The sequence below is a fragment of the Pseudomonas sp. FME51 genome (assembly GCF_014897305.1).
In genome coordinates this window covers 486,077-511,968 of the sequence record NZ_JABUYN010000001.1, presented here as the reverse complement: position 1 = coordinate 511,968, position 25,892 = coordinate 486,077, and the positions used below count along the sequence as shown (strand labels likewise).

General features: G+C 37.9%; 23 protein-coding genes. 13 read left to right on the top strand and 10 right to left on the bottom strand.

The window, feature by feature from the left end; genetic code table 11:
* From pheT to INT39_RS02290, 13 genes are all read left to right on the top strand, one after another.
* Entirely contained in the window at positions 1-2,388 is a 2,388-nt protein-coding gene (pheT, locus tag INT39_RS02350) for a phenylalanine--tRNA ligase subunit beta (RefSeq protein WP_193014490.1), read from the top strand.
* A 4-nt stretch (positions 2,389-2,392) separates the two neighbouring features.
* Positions 2,393-2,689: an integration host factor subunit alpha gene (gene ihfA, locus INT39_RS02345; RefSeq protein ID WP_023582381.1), complete on the top strand. Its 297-nt coding sequence runs from the start codon at positions 2,393-2,395 to the stop codon at positions 2,687-2,689.
* Positions 2,690-3,045: 356 nt separating this feature from the next.
* Positions 3,046-4,059: a vitamin B12 ABC transporter permease BtuC gene (btuC, locus tag INT39_RS02340; protein WP_193014491.1), complete on the top strand. Its 1,014-nt coding sequence runs from the start codon at positions 3,046-3,048 to the stop codon at positions 4,057-4,059.
* A gap of 1 nt (position 4,060) precedes the next feature.
* A complete protein-coding gene (locus INT39_RS02335; RefSeq protein ID WP_193014492.1) occupies positions 4,061-4,810 on the top strand; it encodes an ATP-binding cassette domain-containing protein in 750 nt (249 codons plus the stop codon).
* Between the two features lie 132 nt (positions 4,811-4,942).
* On the top strand, positions 4,943-6,088 hold the full coding sequence (gene arnB, locus INT39_RS02330; protein WP_193014493.1) for a UDP-4-amino-4-deoxy-L-arabinose aminotransferase: 1,146 nt from the start codon (positions 4,943-4,945) through the stop codon (positions 6,086-6,088).
* Positions 6,089-7,069, top strand: coding sequence for an undecaprenyl-phosphate 4-deoxy-4-formamido-L-arabinose transferase (arnC, locus tag INT39_RS02325; RefSeq protein ID WP_193014494.1), 981 nt, complete (start codon positions 6,089-6,091; stop codon positions 7,067-7,069).
* On the top strand, positions 7,069-9,051 hold the full coding sequence (gene arnA, locus INT39_RS02320; RefSeq protein WP_193014495.1) for a bifunctional UDP-4-amino-4-deoxy-L-arabinose formyltransferase/UDP-glucuronic acid oxidase ArnA: 1,983 nt from the start codon (positions 7,069-7,071) through the stop codon (positions 9,049-9,051). Before arnC ends, arnA begins: the two co-directional genes overlap by 1 nt.
* A 9-nt stretch (positions 9,052-9,060) precedes the next feature.
* Positions 9,061-9,954 (top strand): 4-deoxy-4-formamido-L-arabinose-phosphoundecaprenol deformylase, encoded by an 894-nt coding sequence (gene arnD / locus INT39_RS02315; protein ID WP_193014496.1) that lies wholly within the window; start codon positions 9,061-9,063, stop codon positions 9,952-9,954.
* Positions 9,955-9,961: 7 nt separating this feature from the next.
* Positions 9,962-11,626, top strand: a complete 1,665-nt coding sequence (gene arnT / locus INT39_RS02310; protein WP_193014497.1) for a lipid IV(A) 4-amino-4-deoxy-L-arabinosyltransferase — start codon at positions 9,962-9,964, stop codon at positions 11,624-11,626.
* A complete protein-coding gene (arnE, locus tag INT39_RS02305; protein ID WP_193014498.1) occupies positions 11,626-11,967 on the top strand; it encodes a 4-amino-4-deoxy-L-arabinose-phosphoundecaprenol flippase subunit ArnE in 342 nt (113 codons plus the stop codon). Before arnT ends, arnE begins: the two co-directional genes overlap by 1 nt.
* Positions 11,964-12,362 carry a 4-amino-4-deoxy-L-arabinose-phosphoundecaprenol flippase subunit ArnF gene (gene arnF / locus INT39_RS02300; protein ID WP_193014499.1) on the top strand — a complete coding sequence of 133 codons (399 nt, stop codon included), beginning with the start codon at positions 11,964-11,966 and terminating at the stop codon, positions 12,360-12,362. The genes arnE and arnF overlap by 4 nt, the downstream gene beginning before the upstream one ends.
* Positions 12,363-12,512: 150 nt before the next feature.
* A complete protein-coding gene (locus INT39_RS02295) occupies positions 12,513-13,004 on the top strand; it encodes an NlpC/P60 family protein (RefSeq protein ID WP_193014500.1) in 492 nt (163 codons plus the stop codon).
* Between the two features lie 77 nt (positions 13,005-13,081).
* Positions 13,082-14,101, top strand: a complete 1,020-nt coding sequence (locus INT39_RS02290) for a lipoate--protein ligase A (RefSeq protein WP_193014501.1) — start codon at positions 13,082-13,084, stop codon at positions 14,099-14,101.
* Between the two features lie 75 nt (positions 14,102-14,176).
* Here the strand turns inward: INT39_RS02290 and INT39_RS02285 are convergent, their stop codons facing one another.
* The 10 genes from INT39_RS02285 to INT39_RS02240 form a co-directional block, all read right to left on the bottom strand.
* On the bottom strand, positions 14,177-14,545 hold the full coding sequence (locus INT39_RS02285; protein WP_193014502.1) for a helix-turn-helix domain-containing protein: 369 nt from the start codon (positions 14,543-14,545) through the stop codon (positions 14,177-14,179).
* A gap of 524 nt (positions 14,546-15,069) precedes the next feature.
* Positions 15,070-15,864 (bottom strand): heme ABC transporter ATP-binding protein, encoded by a 795-nt coding sequence (locus INT39_RS02280; protein WP_193014503.1) that lies wholly within the window; start codon positions 15,862-15,864, stop codon positions 15,070-15,072.
* A complete protein-coding gene (locus INT39_RS02275) occupies positions 15,861-16,865 on the bottom strand; it encodes a FecCD family ABC transporter permease (protein WP_193014504.1) in 1,005 nt (334 codons plus the stop codon). Before INT39_RS02275 ends, INT39_RS02280 begins: the two co-directional genes overlap by 4 nt.
* Positions 16,865-17,680 (bottom strand): heme/hemin ABC transporter substrate-binding protein, encoded by an 816-nt coding sequence (locus INT39_RS02270; RefSeq protein WP_193014505.1) that lies wholly within the window; start codon positions 17,678-17,680, stop codon positions 16,865-16,867. The genes INT39_RS02275 and INT39_RS02270 overlap by 1 nt, the downstream gene beginning before the upstream one ends.
* 15 nt (positions 17,681-17,695) lie before the next feature.
* Positions 17,696-18,745 carry a hemin-degrading factor gene (locus tag INT39_RS02265; RefSeq protein WP_193014506.1) on the bottom strand — a complete coding sequence of 350 codons (1,050 nt, stop codon included), beginning with the start codon at positions 18,743-18,745 and terminating at the stop codon, positions 17,696-17,698.
* Between the two features lie 39 nt (positions 18,746-18,784).
* The gene (locus tag INT39_RS02260) at positions 18,785-20,812 is read right to left on the bottom strand and encodes a TonB-dependent hemoglobin/transferrin/lactoferrin family receptor (RefSeq protein WP_193014507.1); all 2,028 of its coding nucleotides are present in this window, start codon (positions 20,810-20,812) and stop codon (positions 18,785-18,787) included.
* Positions 20,813-20,882: 70 nt separating this feature from the next.
* Positions 20,883-23,069 carry a TonB-dependent receptor domain-containing protein gene (locus tag INT39_RS02255; protein ID WP_193014508.1) on the bottom strand — a complete coding sequence of 729 codons (2,187 nt, stop codon included), beginning with the start codon at positions 23,067-23,069 and terminating at the stop codon, positions 20,883-20,885.
* A gap of 80 nt (positions 23,070-23,149) precedes the next feature.
* Positions 23,150-23,332: a hemin uptake protein HemP gene (hemP, locus tag INT39_RS22915; RefSeq protein ID WP_193014509.1), complete on the bottom strand. Its 183-nt coding sequence runs from the start codon at positions 23,330-23,332 to the stop codon at positions 23,150-23,152.
* 318 nt (positions 23,333-23,650) lie between these two features.
* Entirely contained in the window at positions 23,651-24,700 is a 1,050-nt protein-coding gene (locus INT39_RS02245) for a 3-deoxy-7-phosphoheptulonate synthase (RefSeq protein WP_193014510.1), read from the bottom strand.
* A 121-nt stretch (positions 24,701-24,821) separates the two neighbouring features.
* Positions 24,822-25,688 carry a pyruvate, water dikinase regulatory protein gene (locus tag INT39_RS02240; protein ID WP_193014511.1) on the bottom strand — a complete coding sequence of 289 codons (867 nt, stop codon included), beginning with the start codon at positions 25,686-25,688 and terminating at the stop codon, positions 24,822-24,824.
* Positions 25,689-25,892 lie beyond the last annotated feature (204 nt).

The following is a 25,892-nucleotide window of genomic DNA, read 5'->3' as shown; positions in this document are numbered from 1 at the left end:
ATGAAATTCAGTGAACTTTGGTTACGTGAGTGGGTAAACCCAGCGATTAGTAGCGAAGAACTTTCTGAACAGTTAACAATGGCTGGCCTTGAAGTTGATGGCGTTGACGCTGTTGCCGGTGATTTTCACGGTGTATTTGTCGGTGAAGTTGTTGAATGTGAACAACATCCAAATGCTGATAAATTACGTGTTACAAAAGTCAACGTAGGTGGCGATAGATTATTAGACATCGTTTGTGGTGCACCTAATTGCCGTCAAGGTCTGAAAGTAGCTGTAGCAACAGTAGGTGCAGTATTACCAGGCGATTTTAAAATTAAAGCAGCTAAGTTACGTGGTGAACCATCAGAAGGAATGTTGTGTTCATTTTCTGAATTAGCTATTTCAGAAAATCATGAAGGTATTATTGAATTACCTGTTGATGCACCTATTGGTATGGATATTCGCGAATATCTAAAATTAAATGATAATACGATAGAGATTAGCATTACACCTAACCGTGCTGATTGCTTGGGTATTATGGGTGTTGCACGTGATATCGCAGTTCTTAATAAAATGGAATGCCAAGTACCTGATATGTCGCCTGTTATGGCTACATCTTCAGCAACCTTTCCTGTTCACGTTGAAGCACCAGAAGCATGCCCTCGTTATTTAGGTCGTGTTTTCACAAATATAAATGTGAAAGCAAAAACGCCTTTATGGATGCAAGAAAAATTACGTCGTGGTGGCATTCGTTCTATCGATCCTATTGTTGATATTACTAACTTAATTTTACTCGAAATGGGACAACCGCTACACGCGTTTGATCTTGACCGTGTTGAAGGTGCTGTTGTTGTTCGCATGGGTAAAGAAGGTGAAAAACTCACATTACTTGATGGCAATGAAATTACATTAAAAGATGATGTGTTAGTCATTGCTGACGAAAAACAGGCATTAGGTATGGCTGGTATTTTTGGTGGCGAGTCATCTGGCATCAATGATGCAACCCAGAATGTCTTTTTAGAATGTGCGTTCTTCTCACCATTATCGATTACAGGCCGTGCACGTCGTTATGGCTTACATACGGATGCATCTCACCGTTTTGAGCGTGGTGTTGATTCAGCGCTTCAATACAATGCGATGGAACGTGCAACTAAACTACTATTAGAAATTTGTGGTGGTGAAGTGGGTGAAGTGATTGATGTGACCAATAATGCACATTTACCTACTATTGCACCTGTTAAGTTGACACGTAAAAAATTAGACCGCTTATTAGGTCACGTGATTGATGATGCACAAGTTCTTGATTCATTAACTCGTTTAGGTTTCACCGTTTCTGTTGAAAATGATGGTTGGTTAGCCACTGTTCCTTCATGGCGTTTCGATGTTCAAATCGAAGAAGACCTGATTGAAGAAGTTGCTCGTATTTATGGTTACAACAATATTCCTGACGTACCACTACGTGCCGATTTGATCATGACCAATCATCGAGAAGCAAATCTGCCATTAAAACGCGTAAAAACAATGCTGGTAGATAATGGCTTCCAAGAAGCAATTACCTATAGCTTTGTTGATCCAAAGGTTCAGGCGCTATTACACCCGAATGAAGAAGCACTCATTCTACCTAATCCAATTTCATCTGATATGTCAGCAATGAGACTGTCTCTCCTGACCGGATTATTGACTACGACTGTTTATAATCAGAACCGTCAACAATCTAGAGTTAGGTTATTTGAAGCAGGTCTGCGTTTTGTTCCTGATAATCAAGCAGAATATGGAATACGTCAGGAACTTATGTTGGCTGGTGTGATCGCGGGCAACCGTTATGAAGAACATTGGACTTTAGAGAAGCAAACTGTTGATTTCTTTGATTTGAAAGGTAATATTGAATCAATTCTGGAATTGACAGGCCAGCTAGATGAAATTACATTTAAAGCAGCTAATCATTCGGCACTTCATCCGGGACAAAGTGCTGGGATTTATCTGAGAAATGAATATATTGGCTGTATTGGTGTTGTTCATCCAGAGCTTGAACGCAAACTTGATTTAAACGGTCGTACGGTAGTATTCGAAATACGTTGGAATGCAATTGCAAACCGTAGTTTACCACAAGCAAAAGCAGTTTCGCGTTACCCTTCGAATCGTAGAGATATCGCTGTAGTTGTTCCGAATGATGTTGCTGCAGAAGATATTTTAGCTGAATGTAAGAAAGTTGGCGGAAATCAAATAGTTGGCATAAACTTATTTGACGTGTATTGTGGTAAGGGAGTAGCAGAGGGTTATAAAAGCCTCGCTATTAGCATAATCTTGCAGGATATCGAGCATACACTGGAAGAAGATGAGATTGCTGCAACAGTGAGTCACTGTGTAGCAGCATTGAAACAGCGATTCCAAGCATCCTTGAGGGACTAGACCTATGGCGCTTACAAAAGCTGAAATGGCAGAAAATCTGTTTGAAAAACTTGGTGTTAGCAAACGCGATGCAAAAGACCTTGTAGAATCCTTTTTTGAGGAAGTGCGTCGTTCTCTTGAAAATGGAGAACAGGTGAAGCTGTCTGGATTCGGAAACTTTGACCTGCGTGATAAAAATCAGCGCCCAGGTCGTAATCCGAAAACAGGGGAAGACATTCCTATTACGGCTCGCCGTGTTGTTACTTTCCGCCCTGGACAAAAGTTAAAAAGCCGGGTTGAGAGCGCAACACCAAAAGAGTAAAAATTAAAAACACCCAAAACGGCTTTCTATTGAAGGCCGTTTTTTTATCTTTCTTCTGTTATTATTGTTGATTAATTGTACCTTTTGGGGGGCGATTTAATCGTGTTTATCTATCCTGATAAGGTATTGTTCTGTTTGTTTTCCCTTCTTTTTAATTAACCTTTTTACCTCTTTCTATTTATCCTATTTTGTATTCATCAAGCTATTATTATCATCAGTTTATATTTTCATTATTAGTGGACTATGATGCATAAAGGGTGAAATTAACTTTTTATCATCAAAAGTAAACAGGCTATGTTGTTAAAAAAAACGTAAAAATAACAATGAGGAACGTAGTAAAAATGATAGGGAATGATATGAGTAATGATAAAAATAATCCGCTTATTGCACTAAAAAAAAGACAGCATATTGATGGTAGAAAAAAATTACTTTTTATGGCGTTAATATTATGTGTTCTTTTTGTTTTTTCTCTCTCTGTAGGTGAAATTCAGTTATTTCCACACCAATGGTTAACCGATGACGCTAAATTATTTGTTTGGCAAATTCGTTTGCCCAGAATACTTGCCGTGATGATCGTTGGTGCGAGTTTAGCTATTGCAGGAGCCATTATGCAGGCTTTATTTCAAAATCCGTTAGCAGAGCCTGGGTTATTAGGTGTAAGCAGTGGTGCGGGTGTCTGTGTTGTCTTACTTATTGTTTTACACCTAGGTTCAAGTATCTGGCTAATAAGCAGTGCGGCAGTATTAGGCGCATTAGGTATTACTCTATTATTACTGTTTTTTGCTCAAATAAGAAAACTTTCAAATGCCCAGTTATTATTAATTGGTGTGGCATTAGGGGTTATGGCGAGTGCAATAATGACTTGGTTGGTTTATTTCAGTTCGGCTTTAGATTTAAGACAATTAATGTATTGGTTGATGGGAAGTTTTAGCGGTATTGATTGGCGCCATCAAGCTTTATTTTGGACGCTGATCCCCGTTATCGTACTTCTTATTTTGCAAGCCGATATTCTTAATTATTTATCATTAGGCTCATTTAGCGCTAAGCAATTAGGTATATCTGTTAATCAATGGCGAAATTGGTTTATTTTAGCTGTTGGGTTATTGATTGGGATTAGTGTGGCTTTAGCGGGGGCTATTAGCTTTGTAGGGCTTATTGTCCCTCATTTATTAAGGTTGTGTGGGATAACTCATTATAAAATATTGCTACCTGCATGTTTGCTTACAGGGAGCGGATTATTATTGCTCGCAGATCTGTTATCTCGCTTAATGTTAAATGGTGCAGAAGTTCCTATCGGTGTAATAACTGCAACAATTGGCGCACCTTTATTTATCTGGTTATTAGCAACAAAAGAGATGGGGCGTTTGTAATATGACGTTACTTAAACTTGATAAATTGAGTGTTGATAATCGGCTCAACGCATTTACAGAACAAGTAGATTACGGTGAACGTATTCACTTGATCGGTGCCAATGGCGCTGGAAAAAGTACACTTCTGATGACTATTACAGGAGAACATCCTTTTTGTGGCGAAATCATTCTAAACGAAACCTCAATAAGACATTATAAATATAATGATCTTTCTAGGATGCAAAGCATTGTTATACAACAATTAGAGGCTTTGCCATTTATGCCTGTTTTTCATTATCTCTCGCTATATTATAAATTATCTGAAATGGATGATAAGCAATTAAATGCACTGTTAAATGATTTTCAAATTGATAAATTATTATCAAAAAAAATTCATCATTTGTCTGGGGGGGAATGGCAACGAATCAGGATTGCTGGTGCATTTATCCAATTGTGGTCAAGAAGTGATTTAAAAGGAAAGTTAATGTTACTTGATGAACCTGCGAATAATTTAGATATCGTACAATTGGCGATTTTGGACAAGTGGCTTGATATATTTTGCCAACAAGGTGGTGCTATTATTATGAGTACACATAATTTAAATCACTCATATCAGAAAGCAGATAGGGTTTGGCTCATGAAAAATGGCAATTTGGTTAATTCTGGCTCATCTATACTTCTGTTGGACGAAAAATTATTATCAACCACATTTAACACTAATATCAAATGCATTAATGATACTAATCATATTGATTGGCGGGTTTTTCAATAATATGACTATTGTGAAGCTTATCTCCAAGTAATTATTAAGGTTTTTTTAATATATTCTTAATAAGACGGATGCCTGCAAGCAATAGTTTGTATATAATTGTTTTTATTCATTCATTAATTAGGCTACATTTTTATGAGTCACTTCCTTCCTTTCTCTCGCCCTGCGATTGGCGATGAAGAGATCAAAGCCGTTGAAGCTGTACTGCGTTCAGGTTGGATTACAACAGGCCCTCAGAACCATCAATTAGAACAAGATTTTTGTGAAAAATTTGGTAGTAAACATGCTATTGCGATTTGCTCCGCAACAGCGGGTATGCATGTTGTTCTAATGGCAATGGGAATTGGCGCTGGTGATGAGGTAATCACACCTTCTCAAACCTGGGTATCAACCATTAATATGATTACCTTGCTGGGTGCAACACCTATCATGATTGATGTTGACCGCGATACATTGATGGTAAGTGCAGAAGATGTTCAAAAAGCCATTACACCCAAAACAAAGGCTATTATTCCTGTTCACTATGCAGGTGCACCCTGTGATCTTGATGCGTTAAGAAAAGTAGCTCAGGATGCAGGTATCCCTCTTATTGAAGATGCGGCACATGCAATTGGTACTCGCTATAAAAATGAATGGATTGGCGAAAAAGGAACCTCTATTTTTTCATTTCACGCCATTAAAAATGTAACTTGCGCTGAAGGTGGATTAGTTGTTACAGATAATGACGAATTAGCCAATAAAGTGCGTTGCTTGAAATTCCATGGTTTAGGGGTTGATGCTTTTGATAGACAAATTCAAGGGCGTAAACCACAAGCCGAGGTAGTAGAGCCGGGGTATAAATACAATTTATCTGATATTCATGCCGCTATTGCTGTGGTGCAATTAAGACGTTTAGATGAGATGAATGCTAAACGAGCTGAGTTAGTTGCGTTATATCGAGAAAAACTCAAAAACTCACCACTAGAGATGATGGATATCCCTGAATATTCACATCTACATGCTAATCATCTGTTTATGGTGAGGGTAGATGAAAAGCGCTGTGGTATCAATCGTGATAACTTTATGGAAAAACTGAAGCAAAAAGAGATTGGAACAGGGCTTCATTTCCGCGCTGCACATACACAAAAGTATTATCGTGAGTGCTATCCTAGTTTATCCCTTCCTCAATCAGAGTGGAACTCTGCAACGTTATGCTCGCTGCCATTGTTTCCTGATATGAGTAATGAAGATGTTATTCGCGTTGTAGATGCGATCAATGAAATTCTTTCGGAGCATATCTAAGTGTCAACATTTGATAAAATCAAAAAAGTATCGGTTGTTATCCCCGTTTATAATGAGGAAGAAAGTCTTCCTCAACTTCTAGAACGTACCATTAAAAGCTGTAAACAATTAGAACAAGAATATGAACTAATCCTTGTTGATGATGGTAGTAGTGACCAGTCAGCTAGAATGCTAGAAGAAGCCGCAGCAATAGAAGAAAACCACGTTATTGCGATTATTTTAAATCGTAATTATGGTCAACACTCTGCAATTATGGCGGGTTTTAACCAAGCTGATGGCGACTTAGTCATTACATTGGATGCCGACTTACAAAACCCACCAGAAGAGATCCCAAGACTCGTTACAACAGCTGAAGAAGGCTATGATGTTGTTGGAACTCGTCGTCGTAATCGTCAAGACTCATGGTTCCGTAAAACCGCATCAAAAATGATTAATGCCATGATAACCAAGGCGACGGGGCGTTCTATGGGGGATTATGGCTGCATGTTACGTGCTTATCGCCGTCACATTATTGAAGCGATGTTACAGTGTCACGAAAGAAGTACATTTATCCCTATTCTTGCGAACACATTTGCTCGTCGTACGATTGAGATTGATGTTGCCCACGCGGAGCGTGAATATGGTGATTCAAAATACAGCTTTTTAAAGCTAATTAATTTAATGTACGACCTCTTAACTTGCCTTACCACGGCTCCTTTACGCCTATTAAGTATTGTCGGCAGTGTCGTTGCTGTTTCTGGCTTTGTCTTAGCGTTACTGTTAATTATTTTACGTATTATCTTCGGTGCCATGTGGGCCGCTGAAGGTGTATTCACACTCTTCGCAATCTTATTTATGTTTATCGGTGCGCAGTTCGTTGCAATGGGCTTATTAGGTGAATATATAGGCCGGATTTATAATGATGTAAGAGCGCGTCCTCGGTATTTTATCCAAAAAGTGGTTGGTGTTAACAAACCCAACGAAGATCAGGAAAAAGACTAATGAAAGCAATAGTATTTGCCTATCACGATATTGGCTGTGTTGGTTTAAAAGCACTTGAAAAAGCAGGTTATGATATTCAGGCTGTATTTACCCACACTGATGATCCTAATGAAAATCATTTCTTCTCATCCGTTGCTCGTGTGAGTGCAGAAATGGGATTGACGGTATTTGCACCTGAAAATGTCAATCACCCATTGTGGATTGAACGTATTCGTGAAATGAAACCTGATGTCATTTTTTCTTTCTATTATCGTCACATGTTAAGTGATGAGATCCTAAATTTGGCACCTAAAGGCGCATTTAATTTACATGGTTCTTTATTACCAAAATATCGTGGTCGAGCGCCAATTAATTGGGCGATCGTTAATGGTGAAACTGAAACGGGTGTAACTCTGCATAAAATGACGGCAAAAGCCGATGCTGGAGATATCGTTGCTCAAGAAAAAGTGACCATTACAGAAAATGATACTTCGCTAATTTTGCATGAAAAAGTAAGAGAAGCTGCTGAGAAGTTATTATCTAGTGCATTACCACATATTTCATCAGGTGATTATTCAACAACAGCCCAAGATGAAAGCCAAGCAACATACTTTGGACGCCGTTGTGCCAATGATGGCTTAATTGATTGGAATGCGGATGCAAAAGCAGTTCATAATTTAGTCCGTGCTGTAACAGAACCCTATCCAGGTGCCTTTACTTTCTTAGGTGAACGTAAAATGATTATCTGGCGTTCACGCACTGTTGCTGATAATCAAGGCAAACGTCCAGGTACTGTTATTTCAACATCACCTTTAGTTATTGCTTGCGCGCAAGGCGCGATTGAAGTGATAACCGGTCAAAGTGAAAATGGCTTATATGTTCAAGGTAGCCGTTTAGCCGCTGAAATGGGTATCGTGACCGATGTTCGTGTTGGGCCAAAAGCAACCGCTCTTGTTAAGCGTCGTAAACGTGTTCTGATTTTAGGTGTGAATGGCTTTATTGGTAATCACTTAACCGAGCGTTTATTAAAAGATGATAATTACGATATCTATGGTATGGATATCGGATCTTCTGCCATTGAACGCTTTATTGGTAATCCGCGTTTCCACTTTATTGAAGGTGACGTGAGCATTCATACAGAATGGATTGAATACCACATTAAAAAATGTGATGTTATTCTGCCATTAGTGGCGATTGCAACGCCAATTGAATATACCCGTAATCCTCTACGTGTATTTGAATTAGACTTTGAAGAAAACTTAAAAATTGTACGTTATTGTGTTAAATATAATAAACGTATTATTTTCCCATCCACATCAGAAGTTTACGGTATGTGTGATGATAAGGAGTTTGACGAAGATAATTCACGTCTGATTGTTGGTCCGATTAATAAACAACGTTGGATTTATTCTGTATCTAAACAGTTATTAGACCGAGTTATTTGGGCGTATGGTGCAAAAGAAGGTCTGAAATTTACGTTATTCCGTCCATTTAACTGGATGGGACCTCGTCTTGATAACTTGAATTCAGCGCGTATTGGTAGTTCTCGTGCCATTACACAATTAATTCTGAATTTAGTTGAAGGCTCACCTATTAAGTTGGTTGACGGTGGTGAACAAAAACGTTGTTTCACTGATATTAATGACGGTATAGAAGCTTTATTCCGCATTATTGAAAACCGTGATAATAAATGTGATGGTCAAATTATCAATATTGGTAACCCAACTAACGAAGCCAGTATCCGTGAATTAGCAGAAATGCTGTTAGATTGCTTTGAAAAACATGAATTACGTGGACATTTCCCTCCATTCGCGGGCTTTAAGAAAATCGAAAGTAGCAGTTACTATGGTAAAGGTTACCAAGATGTTGAACACCGTAAGCCAAGCATTAAAAATGCAGAGCGTTTATTGGATTGGAAACCAAGTATTGAAACCCGCCAGACAGTAGAAGAAACATTAGACTTCTTCTTACGTGGTGCGGTTGAAGAATTAGGCAATAAATAGGAACACATAATGAAGAAAGTTGGTTTGAGAGTTGATGTGGATACTTATCAAGGAACGAAACAAGGTATTCCGCAACTGCTGGATGTGTTTGCCAGATATAACATTCATGCCAGCTTCTTCTTTAGTGTGGGCCCAGATAATATGGGGCGCCATTTATGGCGCCTTTTAAAACCGAAATTTTTATGGAAAATGCTGAGATCGAATGCTGCATCGCTTTATGGTTTAGATATTTTATTAGCAGGTACGGCATGGCCAGGTAAAAAAATTGCTAAAAATCTAGGCTATTTGATGAAAGAAACCCAAGATGCGGGGCATGAAGTCGGATTACATTCATGGGATCATCAAGGCTGGCAAGCTAAAGTAGGGCGTTGGTCTACAGAAGAATTAATGCAACAAGTTCGTTTAGGTGTTGAAGCACTAGAAAAAGCACTTGAAAACCCTGTAAAATGTTCAGCAGTTGCTGGGTGGCGAGCTGATGAACGCGTATTAACAGTTAAAGAAGCTTTTCAGTTCGATTATAATAGCGATTGTCGAGGAACGCATCCTTTTAGGCCTATTTTAGAAAATGGTTCTATCGGTACGGTGCAAATTCCAGTAACATTACCAACTTATGATGAAGTCGTCGGCACAAAAGTAAAGGATGAGGATTTTAATCAGTTTATTATTGATGAAATCAAAAAAGACAGTGGAATACCTGTTTATACTATCCACACTGAAGTTGAAGGAATGTCAAAGGCCGCTCAGTTTGAGCAGTTATTGGCAATGATTGCAAATGAAGGCATCGAATTCTGTCCATTAAGCGATTTATTACCACAAGATAAAGAAACGCTTCCGATAGGTAAAGTTGTTCGATCTGACTTTCCAGGTCGAGAAGGCTGGTTAGGGTGCCAACAAGAGGTCTAACGAAACTATGTTGAATAACCGGGCGAGTAAAATCGGGGCCATCCTCTTGGCTCTTTTTTTTGTTCTTACCTACTTATTTCCATTGAATAGCCGGTTATTATGGCAACCAGATGAAACCCGTTATGCGGAAATTAGCCGTGAAATGGTGGTGAGCGGGAACTGGATTGTTCCTCATATGCTTGATATTCGCTATTTTGAAAAGCCCGTAGCAGGTTATTGGATTAATAATGTCAGCCAATTAATTTTTGGTCACACTAATTTTGCCGTCCGTTTTGGCTCGGTCATTTCTATTCTATTAAGCACCTTACTTGTCTATTTACTCGCAAGAATGATGTGGCGTAATCGTCAAGTTGCTTTTGTTTCTAGTCTAATTTATTTATCCATGTTCTTAGTGTTTAGTGTAGGGACCTACAGTGTATTAGATCCTATGTTGGCGCTTTGGATCACGGCGAGTATGGTTTGTTGTTTTTGGGCACTGAAAGCGAATACGGTAAAAACACGAATATTAGCTTGGCTAACGTTAGGTTTATCTTGCGGTATGGCCTTTATGACGAAAGGATTTTTAGCTTTGGCTATTCCCGTCATTGTGATGATACCTATTACGCTTTATCAAAAACAATTTACTCAGATGTTGCTTTATGGTTTGCTGGCGGTATTCAGTGCTACCCTCATTAGCTTGCCATGGGCATTAGCTGTTGCAAAAGCTGAGCCAGATTATTGGAATTACTTTTTTTGGATTGAGCATATTCAGCGTTTCTCTGGTGATGATGCACAGCATAGCTCTCCATTTTGGTATTATATTCCTGTTGTCTTATTGGGTGTGATCCCTTGGCTTGGGTTATTACCTGGTGCATTGATGGGGGCTTGGAAGAAAAGACGTAAACGTCCTGAATTATTCTTTCTCTTGTGCTGGTTTGTTGTTCCATTTCTCTTTTTTAGTATTGCAAAAGGGAAGTTGCCGACATATATGCTGCCTTTTATGGCGCCACTTGCCATGCTAATGGCAAAATATGGTGTTGATTGTGCGCGTAAATTTAGAATGAAAGCATTGCGTATTAATGGTTATATCAACATTTTTATTGGTGTTGCTGTTGTTATTGCGATCTTGATTATTCAACTGGTTTCTTCAAAACCTATTTATATGCCTTATGAATGGTCCAAATGGGTATTAGCCATAGTGGCATTCTCTTTATGGGGTATTATTGGTTATCTTTGTTCTACACTTAATGGTAAGCACTGGTTATGGGCGGCGTCTTGCTCATTAGGCGTGAGTTTATGTATTGGACAGGCTATTCCAAACAGCAGCGTTGACAGTAAGTTACCACAAGAGTTTATTCGTCAAAATATGGATACGTTAAACTCTAGCAAATATATCGTGAGTAACAGTGTGGGAGTTGGTGCTGGATTAGCATGGGAATTACAACGTAGCGATATTTACCTGTATGAAAGAACGGGTGAGCTAACGTATGGTGTTGAAAAATACCCTGACTCTCAACAAAAATTAATTAAACCTGATAATTTTGCTCAATGGTTAGAACAGGCAAGAAAAGAAGGTAAAGTCTCAGTCGTTATTACATTTAAAGATCCCAAAAAATTAGCAGAGTTGCCAAGACCTGAAGAATTAGTAACAAACCATCGAGTCGCTATTTTAACCTATGAGAAGCGTAACTGATGTCATTTGTTTTATTGCTAATTGTAAGCTTTTTGACCTGCATAGGGCAGGTTTGCCAAAAGCAAGCAGTGGTTAGCTGGCAAAGTGACTCATTAACAAAAGCCAGAAAAACAATTTTCTGGCTTTTTGTTGCCATTACAATGCTTGGTTTTGGCATGCTATTTTGGTTACGATTATTACAAATTCTTCCTCTCAGTATTGCCTATCCTATGTTGAGTATTAATTTTATTGTGGTGACATTAATAGGGCAATTTGTTTATAAAGAGCCAGTTAATATAAAACATTGGATTGGAATTGCGTCAATTATGGTTGGTATTGTATTGATGAGTATGCAAGCATGAAAGGCTATTTATGGGCAATTGGAAGCGCGCTATTAGTGACGGTGGCTCAATTATTGTTAAAGTTTGGTATGTCTGAGCTGCCAGATTTACAGCTAGAAAAACAGTGGTTTGATGTCTCATGGTTATGGGCGAATATAACACCACTTGCTATCGTGTGTGTTGGTCTTGTAGGTTATGTCCTTTCTATGGTTTGTTGGCTCTTCACATTACGTACGATCCCTTTAAATAAAGCCTATCCATTAATTAGCTTAAGTTATGTTTTTGTCTATATTCTTGCGGTCGTATTACCTTGGTTTCAAGAAACACCTTCATGGACAAAAACGCTGGGTGTGGCCTTTATTATGGTCGGTGTTTGGTTAATTAGCCAAAAAACCAAAGATGCAGTAGCGCATTAAACGAGTGCTGTTTGGAATTTATTTTCTGTGTTTTGTTGGTTATTGTGCGATTTATTCTATTAATCTTTACGCATTCATCTTCAATAACTTGTTTTTGCTTAAAAAAGCAGATAGATTTTAAAATCTCTCGTAATAATAATGGTGAATGCAATGAGAAAGTCCGTTTTCTATCCTTTCTTACTCTGTGTTATCCTGCTAGCTGGATGTTCATCTAGCCCATCAAAGCGTATCCCACCTGCACCACCATTAAAAACTCAACTTTCTGATCCTATCATGGTGATAGTGCAATTAAAGTCCCAACTTGAACAATGGTATGGCACTCCCTATAGCTATGGTGGAATGACCCCTTCAGGTATTGATTGCTCTGGTTTTGTGTATAAAACCTATAGTGATCGTTTTGATATCAAACTTCCTCGTATGACCATTGATCAAACTAAATATGGTACTCAAATCAATAAAAATGATTTAATGCCGGGAGATTTGGTTTTCTTCAAAACGGGTGGGGGTGAAAATGGGCTTCATGTCGGTATTTATGATACTGATAATACATTTATTCACGCATCAACTAGTCAAGGGGTGACACGTTCATCGCTTGATAATGTTTATTGGAAGAAAACGTTTTGGCAAGCTAGACGGTTGTAATTTCGTGCCATTTAAGGCCCTAATATATTGAGAGTTATGGTATCTTATCCCTTATTTTCTTCATATAGGTATTCCTTATGTCAGGCAAATTGCGTCTGTTAATTTCCGAGTCTTATGATCCTTGGTTTAACCTTGCCGTTGAAGAGTGTATTTTTAGACAAATGCCCGCTGATCAACGTGTACTTTTTCTTTGGCGTAACGATAATACGGTGGTTATTGGTCGAGCGCAGAATCCATGGAAAGAGTGTAATACCCGTAAAATGGATGAAGATGGCGTAAAATTAGCACGCCGTTCTAGTGGTGGTGGCGCTGTTTTTCACGATCTCGGAAATACCTGTTTTACCTTTATGGCGGGAAAACCGGAATATAATAAAACAATCTCAACACAAATTATTCTTGATGGATTATCAAAAGCTGGCATAGAAGCAACGGCGTCTGGGCGTAATGATTTAGTGGTACCGCAAGAAGAAGGTGAAAGAAAGATTTCAGGCTCGGCTTATAAAGAGACAAAAGATCGTGGTTTTCATCATGGTACTCTGTTAATTAACGCCAATTTATCTAGACTCGCTAATTACTTAAATCCAGATCCTAAAAAACTCCAAGCTAAAGGTATTACTTCAGTACGTTCTAGAGTCGCTAATTTAGTTGAGCTAAAACCAGAGATAACACATGAGAAATTATGTGAGATGATCACTGAAAGCTTTTTTGAATACTATGGTGAGCGCGTTGAAGCTGAGATTATTTCACCACAAAAATTGCCTGATTTGCCTAGTTTTGAAGAAACATTTGCAAAGCAAAGTAGCTGGGAATGGAATTTTGGGCAGGCGCCTGCATTCTCACACCTCTTAGATAATCGTTTTAAGTGGGGAGGGATCGAGCTGCATTTTGATATTGAGCGCGGTAATGTTATTCGAAGCCAGATTTATACGGATAGTTTAGATCCTGCACCATTAGAGGCATTATCCGAGATGTTAGTTGGACAACGTTATACGCCCGAGTCTTTAAATAGACTTATTCAACAACTTATTCAGCGTTATCCTAATAATAAAATAGAGCTTAATGAGCTACAAGAGTGGCTTATAACGGCAATAGCCTAATTTTTATAAAGATTTTAAAATAAAAAACCAGCTTTTTAGCTGGTTTTTTATGACAAGTAATATAATGCTAAATTACTAGTGATTTTCACATGACATAAAGCAATGAGTATCTGGCATGGTGCCATTTTCTCTAAACTTAGCCGGTGTCGTATTGAAATGCTTTTTAAAGATACGAGTAAATGTTGCTTGAGAACTAAATCCATACATTAAAGCAATGTCTAAAATAGACATATTTTTTTCTTGTAATGATTTTGCTGCTTCTAATAAGCGACGTTTACGAACATATTCGCCTAATGTACAGCCTTTAAAATCTTTAAAAATGCGTTGCAAGTGCCACTTTGAATAGCCACTTTTATTTGCAATTGTATCAATTTTTATACCTTCGTTACGTTGTAACTGAGTTTCTAACCATTTCAGAATATCATTAACGACATTTTCAGCCATAAAACCTCCCACAAAAAGGGTGGGGACACAGTGCCCAATTAAATAGAATAGTAACGTATGTTATTTATAACCTATTTTAAGCATGGGGAAAATAACAGGTAGGCAAAAAGTGCTTTTCGTTACTGATAATCATTATCACAATGATTGGTGAAAACTATATATCTCAAGTATAGTATAGATTAATGAATTTTTTTGATTAAAAAAAATATATTGATTCGTTTTTATTTTATTGAATTTATTGATTAATTATATTTTATAAAATAATTGTTATCATCGTTTTTATCAAAACTGTTATGTTTTTTTGCATACAATAAAAGCTAATCATTGATTAAGGTGTATTTTAAAGTCAATTTATTTGATTGAATAAGAAAAATAAAGGGTAAGAATTATTAATTAATTAACGTAATGATACTTAATGTGTTCGAAAGGTCATAAATAAGGTGATAAAGAGTAAATTGATGAAGCCACAATTTAGAAAATTACACTAAAAGGTGGCTTAGTAAAAAGAGGGCAGCAGTGCTATGTCAGGGGCGAAGAAAAACTTGTGGGTATGAAAGCTCAGGGTGAATATCAACACTGACATCGGCCCCATACCATTTTTGAATATTTTCTGTTGTGAGGACATTATGTGGAGTGCCTTCACAAACGAGTTTCCCTTGATGCAATAATAAAATTCTATCAGCATAAAGGGAGGCCAAATTTAGGTCATGCAATACACAGCACACCATAAAATTTTGTGTTTTTGCTAATTGTTTTAACAAACGTAAACTGTGCTGCTGGTGGTAAAGATCAAGAGCTGATGTTGGTTCATCAAGGAATAATACCGCTTTTTGTGGTGTAGGATGCCATAATTGCGCTAATACTCGAGCAAGTTGTACTCGTTGTTGCTCACCACCAGATAATTGACGATAGTCCCTGTCTTTAAACTTTAAACAATCTGTTTGCAATAATGCGGTTTCAATTGCGATTTTTTTATGTTGTTGCCCATGAGGGGTTCTTCCCATCGAAACGACTTCTTCTACAGAAAAAGAGAATGAAAGCTGACTATTTTGGCGCATAACTGCGCGGTTTTGTGCTAGTTTTTGGCTATTCCATTGGGAGTAGGTTTTTTGTTTAAAGTAACACTCACCGTGTGTGGGTGTCGCATAGCCAGTTAGTAGTCGCAATAGCGAAGATTTTCCAGCACCATTTGGACCAATAATCGTGACAAGCTCACCGGCATTAAGTGAAAGTGATACATCATCTATAATGGTTTTATTGCCAATTCGATAAGTTAAATTATTTCCATAAAGCAATGGAATATTGTGTTCTTCAATCATGACATTCTTCCTGCGGGTTGTCTTAAGATAAGCCAAAGGAAATAAGGGCCGCCAATTAACCCAGTAATGAGCCCCACGGGAATTTCAGCAGGAGAGACTAATGTTCTTGATAATGTATCGGCTGCTAATAGCAGTGTTGCACCTCCCAATATTGTGGCAGGCAATAACCACACATGATTACTTCCAATACGCATGCGAATAAGGTGAGGAACAACAAGGCCGATAAATCCAATGACACCACTCAGTGCGACGGCGCAACCGATTAAAATGGCACTGAGTAATAACAATATAAATTTAGTTCTTCTGACATTTAGCCCTAAATAATGTGCCTCTTCGTCACCAAGTTGTAATAAGTTCAATTTGTGGCTTTGCCAGCAGGCTAAAATGCTAACGGGAATGATCACTAAAGCAGCAATAGATAACGTTTTCCAGTCTATTTGACTTAATGAGCCCATCATCCAAAGAGAAAATTGGCGTAATTGTTGGTCTGTACTGATATAACTTAATACACCAATAAAGGACATACAGAGTGCATTTATGGCGATACCTGCAAGGAGTAGTCTCGCTAAATTACCATCACTTAATTGATGTAATGAGAAAATGATCATTGCCACAATTAAGCCACCAATAAAGGCGGCAACAATATGACTGTAAAATGCAAAGGCTGGCGAAAAAGAGAACGGTATAATAATAACAATGGCAACCATAAGTGCAGCACCACTGCTAATACCAAGTAAGCCTGGATCAGCCAATGAGTTTCTAAATAACCCTTGCATGATGGCACCCGATATTGCTAATGCTCCTCCAACAAGTATGGCTAACAATACACGAGGTAAACGGATATCAAGCCAAATTTGCCACTCCATATCATCAAAAGAGCTATTCCATAATGTATGAAATGAAAGTGCTAATGCACCACTGTTAACAGAAATTAATGTAACCGTGGTGAGTAAAAAAAGTAAAACTAACATACTCATCCACGGTGAACGAAAACGAGACATTATTGCTCCAATGCTTGACGAATTTGATGCATGACTTCAGGTGTTGAAAGGGTGAAGCCTAGTAACCCCATATCATCGACCACGACATAATGCTTATTTTTACCTGCAGGGGTGTATTTTATTCCGGGTAGCTCCCAAAGCTTTTCTATTCCACCAATTCCTTTAATACCTTCTTTGGTAACCAGTAAAATATCGGGTTGGCTTGCGATAACCCCTTCTTGAGAAAGCGGACGATAGCTAGTAAACCCTTGCATGGCATTTTTACCTCCGACTAACGAAATAATCGTATCCGCAGCGGTATCTTGGCCTGCAGCCATAGGAATAACACCACCATGGCTCATGATATAAATAACTTTTTTATCTATGGAAGTTGTGGGTATTTGGTTAATAGATTGGGTGAGATTTTCTTTTAGTTGATTGCCTTCTTTTTGTTTATTTAAAATTGTGGCAATGGTGTCTATTTTGTCATTAATGGCTTCTAATGAATGTGTACCCGTAATCGATTTAACCGTTACTCCTGCTTCTTTAATACGGCGTAATGCTAAAGAAGGGCGCGCTAGTTCGCTGGTAATAATTAATGTTGGTTTGACAGATAAGATACCTTCAGGATTTAGCATGCGCATATAACCCACATCAGGGAGTGTTTTCACTTGTTCAGGAACTAAACTGGTGCTGTCTCTTGCAATAATTTGCTCACCAGCTCCTAATGCGAAAACAATCTCTGTGATATCACCACCAATAGTGACAATGCGTTCATTGGCAGAACTGACAAACGACATGACGCTACACAGGATCAAAAGAAGCCATTTTTTCATTAATTCATTCTCCGATTAGGCGATTTTAGTGAGTGTATTCACTTGTTCACGCCATTGTTGTTGTTCTGCGGTGCCTTCAGTACGTTGCCCATAAAGTTGAGCAATTTGCTGTCCTTTACTATCAAAGATTTCAAGACTTGTAACAAAGCCATCTTGAGTTTGTTTACGAGTGATCCAGCTTTCAGTAATTTCACTTTCAATTAAATGAAGGGTAAAAGCAGGGTTAAAAATGTTGATCCAGACTTGGTCACTATTTTCAAATCGATGAGGTACTAAACGGTCAATTTTTCCTGTAAAAATCTGCACACAGCCACGGCTTCCTACAAACACCATGATTTCGTTTTGTGCTTCTTTGGCGAGTGTTAATAGCGTTTTTAATGCGCTATTATCCACTTGATAAGCGAGGTCATCGGCAACGGCTCTGAAGGCTTGTTGGCGACTCAAATTATTCTCTTTTAGTAATTTAAAAAATTGGTGAACATCGGTCATTGAACGCCATTGTTGCTCAAGTTGCTCAGCTAATTCATGACTAACAGGGGTGTTTGAATAAGGTTCGATAGGGGTAATGTTGAGAGCGGGATTGTCTTCCGATAAGAATGATTGAATTAGCGAATTCCATTCATCCATATTGGTGTTGTCGGTTGCATAGATTTTATGTAATGCATCGCCATGCATATCAAAAAATTGAATGCTATAACGAGTGCCTTTTGATATTTCTTCAGTAAGTACAAAAATACTTGACCAATAAGCGAAGAAAAAGCGTAAGTCCATTGCACGAGGGTTTAAAATTAGGCCAGCATGATCATTAAAGCGTGCATTAGTGTACTCACCAAGATGCTCGTGAACGGCGATATCGTTACGAGTAATGGCTTTTACTTCACCGACTTTACTTAACGCTTTTAGTAATTCTTGTACATCGTTACGTAGACGTTTTGCATCATACCCAACACGAGCATGAATTAACTCAGCTTCACTGACATTAAGATAAGTTGCTAGATCACGTGTATAAGATGCTTTTTTATCCGCTTTCGCTTGCAGGTAGCGCTCATAAAGAGGTTTATTCACAGAAACTCCTATTGTATCTATCGTTGATTTTATTGTTAATTACCACTGATAACTCATAAGTACTTTTGCATTACGGCCTTCTTGAGGAATACCTGCAGAAGAGTAATAAGTTTTATCAAATGTGTTACCCAGTACAAATGAGGTTGTTAGCCCCTTTAATGAGGCACTACCTTCATAGCGAAGGTAAAAATCATTAACGCCATAACCTGCTTGTTGGCGATTGGTTGGGCGGTTAAAACGGTCATGCTGAGTAAAGTCGGTTTTTTTGGTAAATTGACCAACCCAACCGACAGAGAAATCCGTATTTGGTACAGGAATATCAAAGCGACTAGTTAATGTATCAGGCTCAATTGAGGTAATTGAGGCATTAGTGGCATTATCTTTTCCTTTGGTGTGGTTATACGCTAAGTCCCAATTGAAAAATTTTGATTGGTAGCTCATTGAAACATCCCACCCCCAAATAGTTGCTCTTGGAATATTTGTAGATTGTGTATACCCCTGAAAAATAGCGACATCTGCATCAATATAATCTTTTGCACGAGTATTGAAATGGGCGGCTTTAATTTTCAGATTATCATTATTAGATAATAAGTCGTCGAATTGAAAACCAAATCCATATTCAGTTGTTGAATTGGTTTCTGGTTTTAAATTTGGGTTAGGGCGCCAATAGTTTGTTGGTGCTCCTGGAAATGGCGCATCAAAATGTTTTGCATCGTTATACATTTCCCCTAAGGTTGGCGCTCTGAAAGCTTGTGAGTAAGAGGTATAAAGCATTGACCAATCTGTTGGTGTGATACTGATAGCCCCTTTTGATGACCATTTGTCAGCAGTAATGTCATCATAACGATCGTTCTGGCTTTTATATTTATCGAAACGTGTCCCTAAAATTAAGGAGACAGGCAAATCACGTAATGTGACTTCATCTTGAACCCAACCTGACATAAAGCGGATATCGGCTTGTGGAAAACTTTCCGCATTTTGGCTTGGTGATTGTTTTTGCTTATAAACTTCTCCGCCATAAGTAAGTCCGTGAGATGCAAAGTTATGCATACCTACTTGTGAGCGGTTTTCAAGTTTTACGCCATAGGTTTTCTGCTCTCGACCTTCAAATCCTTTTTGTAATGTTTTGGCGTTGATATCAATTTCACTGTAATAAGCTTGTGTTTTTAAATTAATCCATTGTAAATCTGAAGGATTATATTGGTATGTTAACTGTACATCTTTTTGTGTTGTCGTACGGTCAGTTTCTACATTAGCAGATGTTGGGTTACCCGCGATTTGAGGATTTTTAGGTTGATGAGTATCATTATGGTAATAGCGAAATTGACCACTTAACGTATTACTATCATCAATGAGCCAACGCCCTTTGGAGAGTAGGTTAATAATGGTTTCATCATTTTGTGCACGATAACCTCCACCATAACGAGTATCACCTTTATCACGGGCCGATAATGCAATGAGACCATCTAGGTTATCGTACCTACCAAAAGCAGTGACACCTAAACCTTGGCTATGTTGAGCTGTATTGCCTAAACCGGTAACACGTACACCGCCGTGTTCATTTTTTGAAAGCAGGTCGCTGGCATCAACAGTATCGTAAGCGATAACACCACCAAGTGCTCCGCTACCATATAACAACGCAGAAGGGCCTCGAACCACTTCAACTTGTTTTATCAGAAGTGGATCAACAAAAATGCTGTCGATATGGCCAGTGTCTGTTCCTTGGCGTACACCATCTACAAGTGTCAATATTCCATTCTTACTGTATCCACGCATACTGATGGTTTCACCATTAGTACGACCTGCGCCTGAAATTGAAATTCCAGGTACATGGCGAAGTAGCTCCGAAGCACTGCCTGCGGTTTCTGACAATGCATTGTTATTTCTGATAACAGTTGACATCATCGGTAATGTGAAGCTATCACGCTCATTACCTGTCGCATAAACGGTAAGTACTTCTGTTTTTTTCTCCTCGTTAGTTTGTGTTTTCTCTTGTGCTGATACACAAGCAGAAGAAACAGTAACAGCCAGCAAACTAAATTTAATCAATAGGGATGACCGAGACATGCAGATGAATCTCCGTTATTTTAATGGGCTGTTAAAACAGCCCTTTGTTATAAAAATCATTGCTCCTCATCTACCAGCGATAACTGACGGACATTTTGATATTTCTGCCTTCTTGTGGCACGCCAAGTGCCGAGAAGTACTCTCGGTTAAAGGCATTAGCAAGTACCAATGCGGCTTGAATATCTTTATTATGTTGAGATTGATAACCAATTGAAAAATCGTGGACACCGTACCCCGGATATTGAGCAATAAGCTCTTGCATTCGATTGGTTGTTTTTCCTTTCACATGAGGCGCTCGTCCTTTATGTGTCCCTTTATTTTCAGTTGCACTGGCAAATTTTCCAGACCACCCCAGTGAAAATGAGGTTCTAGCAATAGGAAGCTGGATAAAGGTGGTCAGTATTTCAGGACGAACAGGTGAAATTGTTTCATGAGACGTTAATTCAAGGGTATGTGTACGGTTATAGCTCAACCCTAGAGAAATTAATGGATGTGAATAGTGTAAGCCGAGATCAATACCATCGATAAGTGCTTGAGGAATATTGATGGCTTGTAGATGAAGCTTTTTCGTTAATACGCGCGCATCCCAAATATCATAAGTAATATAGTCTATCGCTTTTGTATCAAAATAAGCTGCATTCAGAGAAAACTCATCATTAGATGTTAATAAGTGAGAAAACGTGAGTTTTCCACCATATTCCCAAGTGCGATTTTTTTCAGGGCTAAGATTAGGATTGGGGATCCAAAATCCTTTTGCTGAGCGACCAAAAACAGCTGGGATTTCAAAATGAAGTGAATCATTAAACATTTCATTTAATGTCGGCACTCTTATATTCGTTGAATAAGAAGTATAAAGTTGCAACCATTTTGTTGGTGTAAATGTTAGGGCAATATTTTTACTAACATCACTTTCACTTGTTTGATGAAAATCGGGTTTATGTTGTTTAAAATCTTCTAAAAGTGAATTTAATGCACTTTGTGGTTTGTTTTTATAATAGTGATAACGCAAACCGGTGGTTAATGTTAAAGGTAAAGCAGGTGTTGAAAGCTGACTTTCTAGCCAACCTGCGGCATAAACCATTTTTGCGAGAGGAAAGTTCTTGGCTGATTGGTTAGAAACCATTTTTTGCTGATAAGCTTCTGTACCAAAGGTGATTTTTTGATTTAACTGCTCTGAATAGGAAAATAGAGAGCTATTCTCAATTTTTAATCCATAAGTTGATTGTGTTCTATCTTCATTTCGACCTATCTTTCCTTGTTGATTTTGTCTACGTTGGTAATCAGAAAGAGAAGTATCCGTTAAAAAGGTTTGGTTGATATTGAATTGAGAATAATACAAATGACTGGTTAAATTAACCCAAGTATTTGTGTCTGATTCATAATGGTAAGTTACTGAATAATTCTTTTGTTTAGATTCACGCTCTACTCGGTTACTTTCTTTTTTGCCAAATCCGCCCATACGGTGCAAGACTTCGCGTTGTTCTCCACCATTCTGATAATGACGGGCTGAGAATATTAATGTTTGATTTTCAGTAGGGTAAAAATAAGCTTTAGCAAAAAAGTTTTTAATATGCTCGCTATTTTCCATTTTATCGCCATTCGCTAAGCGAATAGGGCCACGCTGACGTTGGCTGTAAGCAAATAAACCTTCCGCAATATCATGTCTTCCAGCGATGACCCCACCATAAGAAAAATGGCGATCAGCAGACGACATTGAACTAAATAGTTTTGCGCCTAATTTGCGGTCTGTATTTAATATTGATTGAGGAGAAAGGGTATTAAATGAAATGACGCCACCTATTGCACCTTCACCATGCAAAGTCGATGAAGTGCCGTGTTTTACATCAATTCGTTTAATTAAAGAGGGATCTAGAAATAAACCACCTAAGTTATTAATGGTATTTTCTAATGGTTGTTGAATACCATCGACCAGAATTTTAACGCCTTTCTGGTCATAACCTCGCATAAAGATATTGGCACCATTTGTTACGCCAGTACCTGATATCGTTGCACCTGCCACTTTATTTAGCATTTCACCTGTTGTTGATGCTGTTTGTGATTGAGGTGTCGAATTATCAATAATGGAATGAAAGTCGAGAACTGTTTTATCAGTTAAATGACCAATAACAGTAAGAGAGTCCGTTTCTGTATTTTCAATGTGTGCAGAGGCAATAGGAGAATACAACAGGCAAAGTGCTGTTGCGATACCTGAATATTTGTAATATTTTTTCAGCATACACATACCATAAATGTCCATAAAAAGTCCTTGTATATGGAGTTATTTAGCTGGCTGCCTAGCTGAGTGTGTAGGTGGCTTGCGGTTATTGTTAAAAATGACTATTTAGTCAAGATCAGTTTTCCTGCTTTTGTCTGGCGTAGTTGATACAACTCTCCGTTGTGTTGAATATAAACCACACCATCTTTACCCAATAATTCAGTGCTATTAATAGATTGAATTAATGAAGAATGAGCATTCTGTTTGATAAAAGAACTATCCAAATTATTAGCTTTTTTATTCATAATACACTAAGAGTAATAAGCGTTATCATTATGATAATCATTATCGTTAACAAATGTGTTTAGACAAGCTTTTTTTAACGTAAACAGGTAAATTTAAGTCATATTGTGAGTGGCTAAGCGGTATCTGATGAAATTTAAAACAATGGAATAAAATAGGTTTATGTTTTTATTAAAATACAAAAGTTAGCAAGAAGTGATAGTTAGGGTAAAGAGAGACGAAAAATGGGAAAGTAATTCCTTTTAAAATACAAAACGCCCGATGATGTTATCGAGCGTTTTAACGTTGAAAAGTGTTAAACTCTATCAGGATTAGTCAGCTTATTGAAATCGACTTTCAACCGCTTGTGCTAATAATTCAAGCAATTGTTCGGTATCACTCCAACTTAAACAAGGATCAGTGATCGATTGTCCATAAACCAACGGTTTATCTTGCACCACTTTTTGTGAGCCTTCTTGTAAAAAGCTTTCCGCCATAATACCAACAATCGCTTGTGAGCCATCTTTAATTTGTTGGCTAATATTTCGTGCCACTTCAAGTTGGCGACGATGAATTTTTTCACAATTACCATGGCTAAAGTCAATAATGAGATGCTCAGGTAAATCAACTTGTTTTAGTGCATCAATAGCATCCGCAATATCACTTGCATGGTAATTTGGTTTTTTACCACCACGCATAATAATGTGACCATAAGGATTACCGCTAGTTTGGTAAATAGTCATGCGACCATTTTTATCAGGCGATAAAAAGGTGTGACCAACCCGCGATGCACGAATAGCATCAATGGCAATGCGGGTATTGCCATCAGTGCCATTCTTAAAGCCAACAGGACAAGAAAGAGCTGAAGCCATTTCACGATGAACCTGACTTTCTGTGGTTCTCGCACCAATTGCTCCCCAACTGATTAAATCAGCAATATATTGTCCAGTAACCATATCAAGAAATTCAGTTGCAGTAGGTAAGCCTAACGTATTAATTTCAATTAATAATTTTCTTGCAAGACGAATGCCTTCATTAACATTACAAGAGTTATCAAGATAAGGATCAGAAATTAAGCCTTTCCAACCAATAACAGTACGTGGTTTTTCAAAGTAGGTTCTCATGACAATTTCTAGACGATCATGGTAACGTTCTTTTTGCTGATTAAGTTTAGTGGCGTACTCTTTTGCTGCTTTAGGATCATGAATAGAACAAGGACCCACAATCACTAAAAGTCGCTTGTCTTCACCTGTGAGGATCGCTTCAATTCGTTTACGTGCTGATGTGATATTATTGATAATCTCATCAGAAATGGGGAACTCTTTTGCTAAGGTTTCTGGTGTTATCAGACTGTCTAAAACCTTAGTCCGTAGTTCGTCTGTCTTTAACATAATTCATCTCAATAAATATACAGGGTAAGTCTACCCAGTGATTAAGATCACAATAAACGAAATTCAGCTAATTTCAACCGCGTTTTCAGAGAAAACCCAATAAAAAAGGCACTATTCAGTGCTAGAACATTCTTCTTGCTAATCCCATAGAATCAATTACCTTGGTTGAAATTTCTTCTACAGAGTAATTGGTTGTATTGAGATAAGGAATATTGTTTTTTCTAAAAAGAGCCTCTACTTCTGATAATTCAATTCTACATTGACGAATGGACGCATAACGGCTGTTTTCACGACGTTCACTACGAATAGCGGCAAGGCGTTCTGGTGCAATCGTTAACCCAAATAATTTATGCTGATACTCTTTTAATTCATTGGGTAATTTTAAGAAATCCATATCATCTGCAGTAAAAGGATAGTTGGCAGCCTGAATACCAAATTGCATGGCTAAATAGAGGCTGGTGGGGGTTTTTCCACAACGAGAAACACCAATTAAGATAACTTGTGCTTGGTCGAGATTACGTAATGATATTCCATCATCATGAGAGAGTGTGTATTCAATTGCAGCAATTCGCGCATCATATTTACTGAGGTTTTTTTCGGTTAGCCCATGTGTTTTATTTAATTTTGGAGAGGCTTTAATACCCATTTCTTTTTCAAGTGGGGACACTAACGATTGCACAATATCCTGACAAAAGCCTTCACTGCTATTTATTATCTGCTTAACTTCTGGGCTGATAATAGAATAAAACACAAGAGGTTTAGCGCCACTTTTTTTATAAATTTCAGTGATTTTCTGTTTTATTTCTTCAGCTCTTTCCACAGTAGAAACAAAAGGTAATGTATAACTTTTCATTTTTAATGGAAATTGAGAAAGTACGGCGTGACCTAATACTTCGGCTGTAATCGCTGTACCATCAGAGATAAAAAAGACTGTTCTATCAATAGGTTCATTATTATCACAATTAATAGAGTTCAAGCTTAATATCATAACACTCACCTTTTTTAGCTGAATTAGCAAATCAAACAATATTATCTATAGTGTTTTTAGTGATTATAAAGGATAAAAAAATAAAGTTTTCTGGTTGATCGATTCACCTTTCCATATTCACTGTAACATTGTGATACGCTTATTTATGTTGTCGTTTTGACAGCGGGTTTTTCTTTTTTTTCTCTCTCTCTCATAATTGTTTAA

Excerpts from the sequence above, each read along its gene's own strand:
- INT39_RS02295 (WP_193014500.1), top strand. The coding sequence starts at position 12,513 with ATGAGAAAGTCCGTTTTCTATCCTTTCTTACTCTGTGTTATCCTGCTA.
- INT39_RS02245 (WP_193014510.1), bottom strand. The coding sequence starts at position 24,700 with ATGTTAAAGACAGACGAACTACGGACTAAGGTTTTAGACAGTCTGATA.
- INT39_RS02275 (WP_193014504.1), bottom strand. The coding sequence starts at position 16,865 with ATGTCTCGTTTTCGTTCACCGTGGATGAGTATGTTAGTTTTACTTTTT.
- arnT (WP_193014497.1), top strand. The coding sequence starts at position 9,962 with ATGTTGAATAACCGGGCGAGTAAAATCGGGGCCATCCTCTTGGCTCTT.
- hemP (WP_193014509.1), bottom strand. The coding sequence starts at position 23,332 with ATGAATAAAAAAGCTAATAATTTGGATAGTTCTTTTATCAAACAGAAT.
- INT39_RS02335 (WP_193014492.1), top strand. The coding sequence starts at position 4,061 with ATGACGTTACTTAAACTTGATAAATTGAGTGTTGATAATCGGCTCAAC.
- pheT (WP_193014490.1), top strand. The coding sequence starts at position 1 with ATGAAATTCAGTGAACTTTGGTTACGTGAGTGGGTAAACCCAGCGATT.
- arnB (WP_193014493.1), top strand. The coding sequence starts at position 4,943 with ATGAGTCACTTCCTTCCTTTCTCTCGCCCTGCGATTGGCGATGAAGAG.
- btuC (WP_193014491.1), top strand. The coding sequence starts at position 3,046 with ATGAGTAATGATAAAAATAATCCGCTTATTGCACTAAAAAAAAGACAG.
- INT39_RS02260 (WP_193014507.1), bottom strand. The coding sequence starts at position 20,812 with ATGTCTCGGTCATCCCTATTGATTAAATTTAGTTTGCTGGCTGTTACT.
- arnF (WP_193014499.1), top strand. The coding sequence starts at position 11,964 with ATGAAAGGCTATTTATGGGCAATTGGAAGCGCGCTATTAGTGACGGTG.
- INT39_RS02255 (WP_193014508.1), bottom strand. The coding sequence starts at position 23,069 with ATGGACATTTATGGTATGTGTATGCTGAAAAAATATTACAAATATTCA.
- INT39_RS02240 (WP_193014511.1), bottom strand. The coding sequence starts at position 25,688 with ATGATATTAAGCTTGAACTCTATTAATTGTGATAATAATGAACCTATT.
- INT39_RS02280 (WP_193014503.1), bottom strand. The coding sequence starts at position 15,864 with ATGATTGAAGAACACAATATTCCATTGCTTTATGGAAATAATTTAACT.
- INT39_RS02270 (WP_193014505.1), bottom strand. The coding sequence starts at position 17,680 with ATGAAAAAATGGCTTCTTTTGATCCTGTGTAGCGTCATGTCGTTTGTC.
- arnE (WP_193014498.1), top strand. The coding sequence starts at position 11,626 with ATGTCATTTGTTTTATTGCTAATTGTAAGCTTTTTGACCTGCATAGGG.
- arnA (WP_193014495.1), top strand. The coding sequence starts at position 7,069 with ATGAAAGCAATAGTATTTGCCTATCACGATATTGGCTGTGTTGGTTTA.
- INT39_RS02285 (WP_193014502.1), bottom strand. The coding sequence starts at position 14,545 with ATGGCTGAAAATGTCGTTAATGATATTCTGAAATGGTTAGAAACTCAG.
- arnD (WP_193014496.1), top strand. The coding sequence starts at position 9,061 with ATGAAGAAAGTTGGTTTGAGAGTTGATGTGGATACTTATCAAGGAACG.
- INT39_RS02290 (WP_193014501.1), top strand. The coding sequence starts at position 13,082 with ATGTCAGGCAAATTGCGTCTGTTAATTTCCGAGTCTTATGATCCTTGG.
- ihfA (WP_023582381.1), top strand. The coding sequence starts at position 2,393 with ATGGCGCTTACAAAAGCTGAAATGGCAGAAAATCTGTTTGAAAAACTT.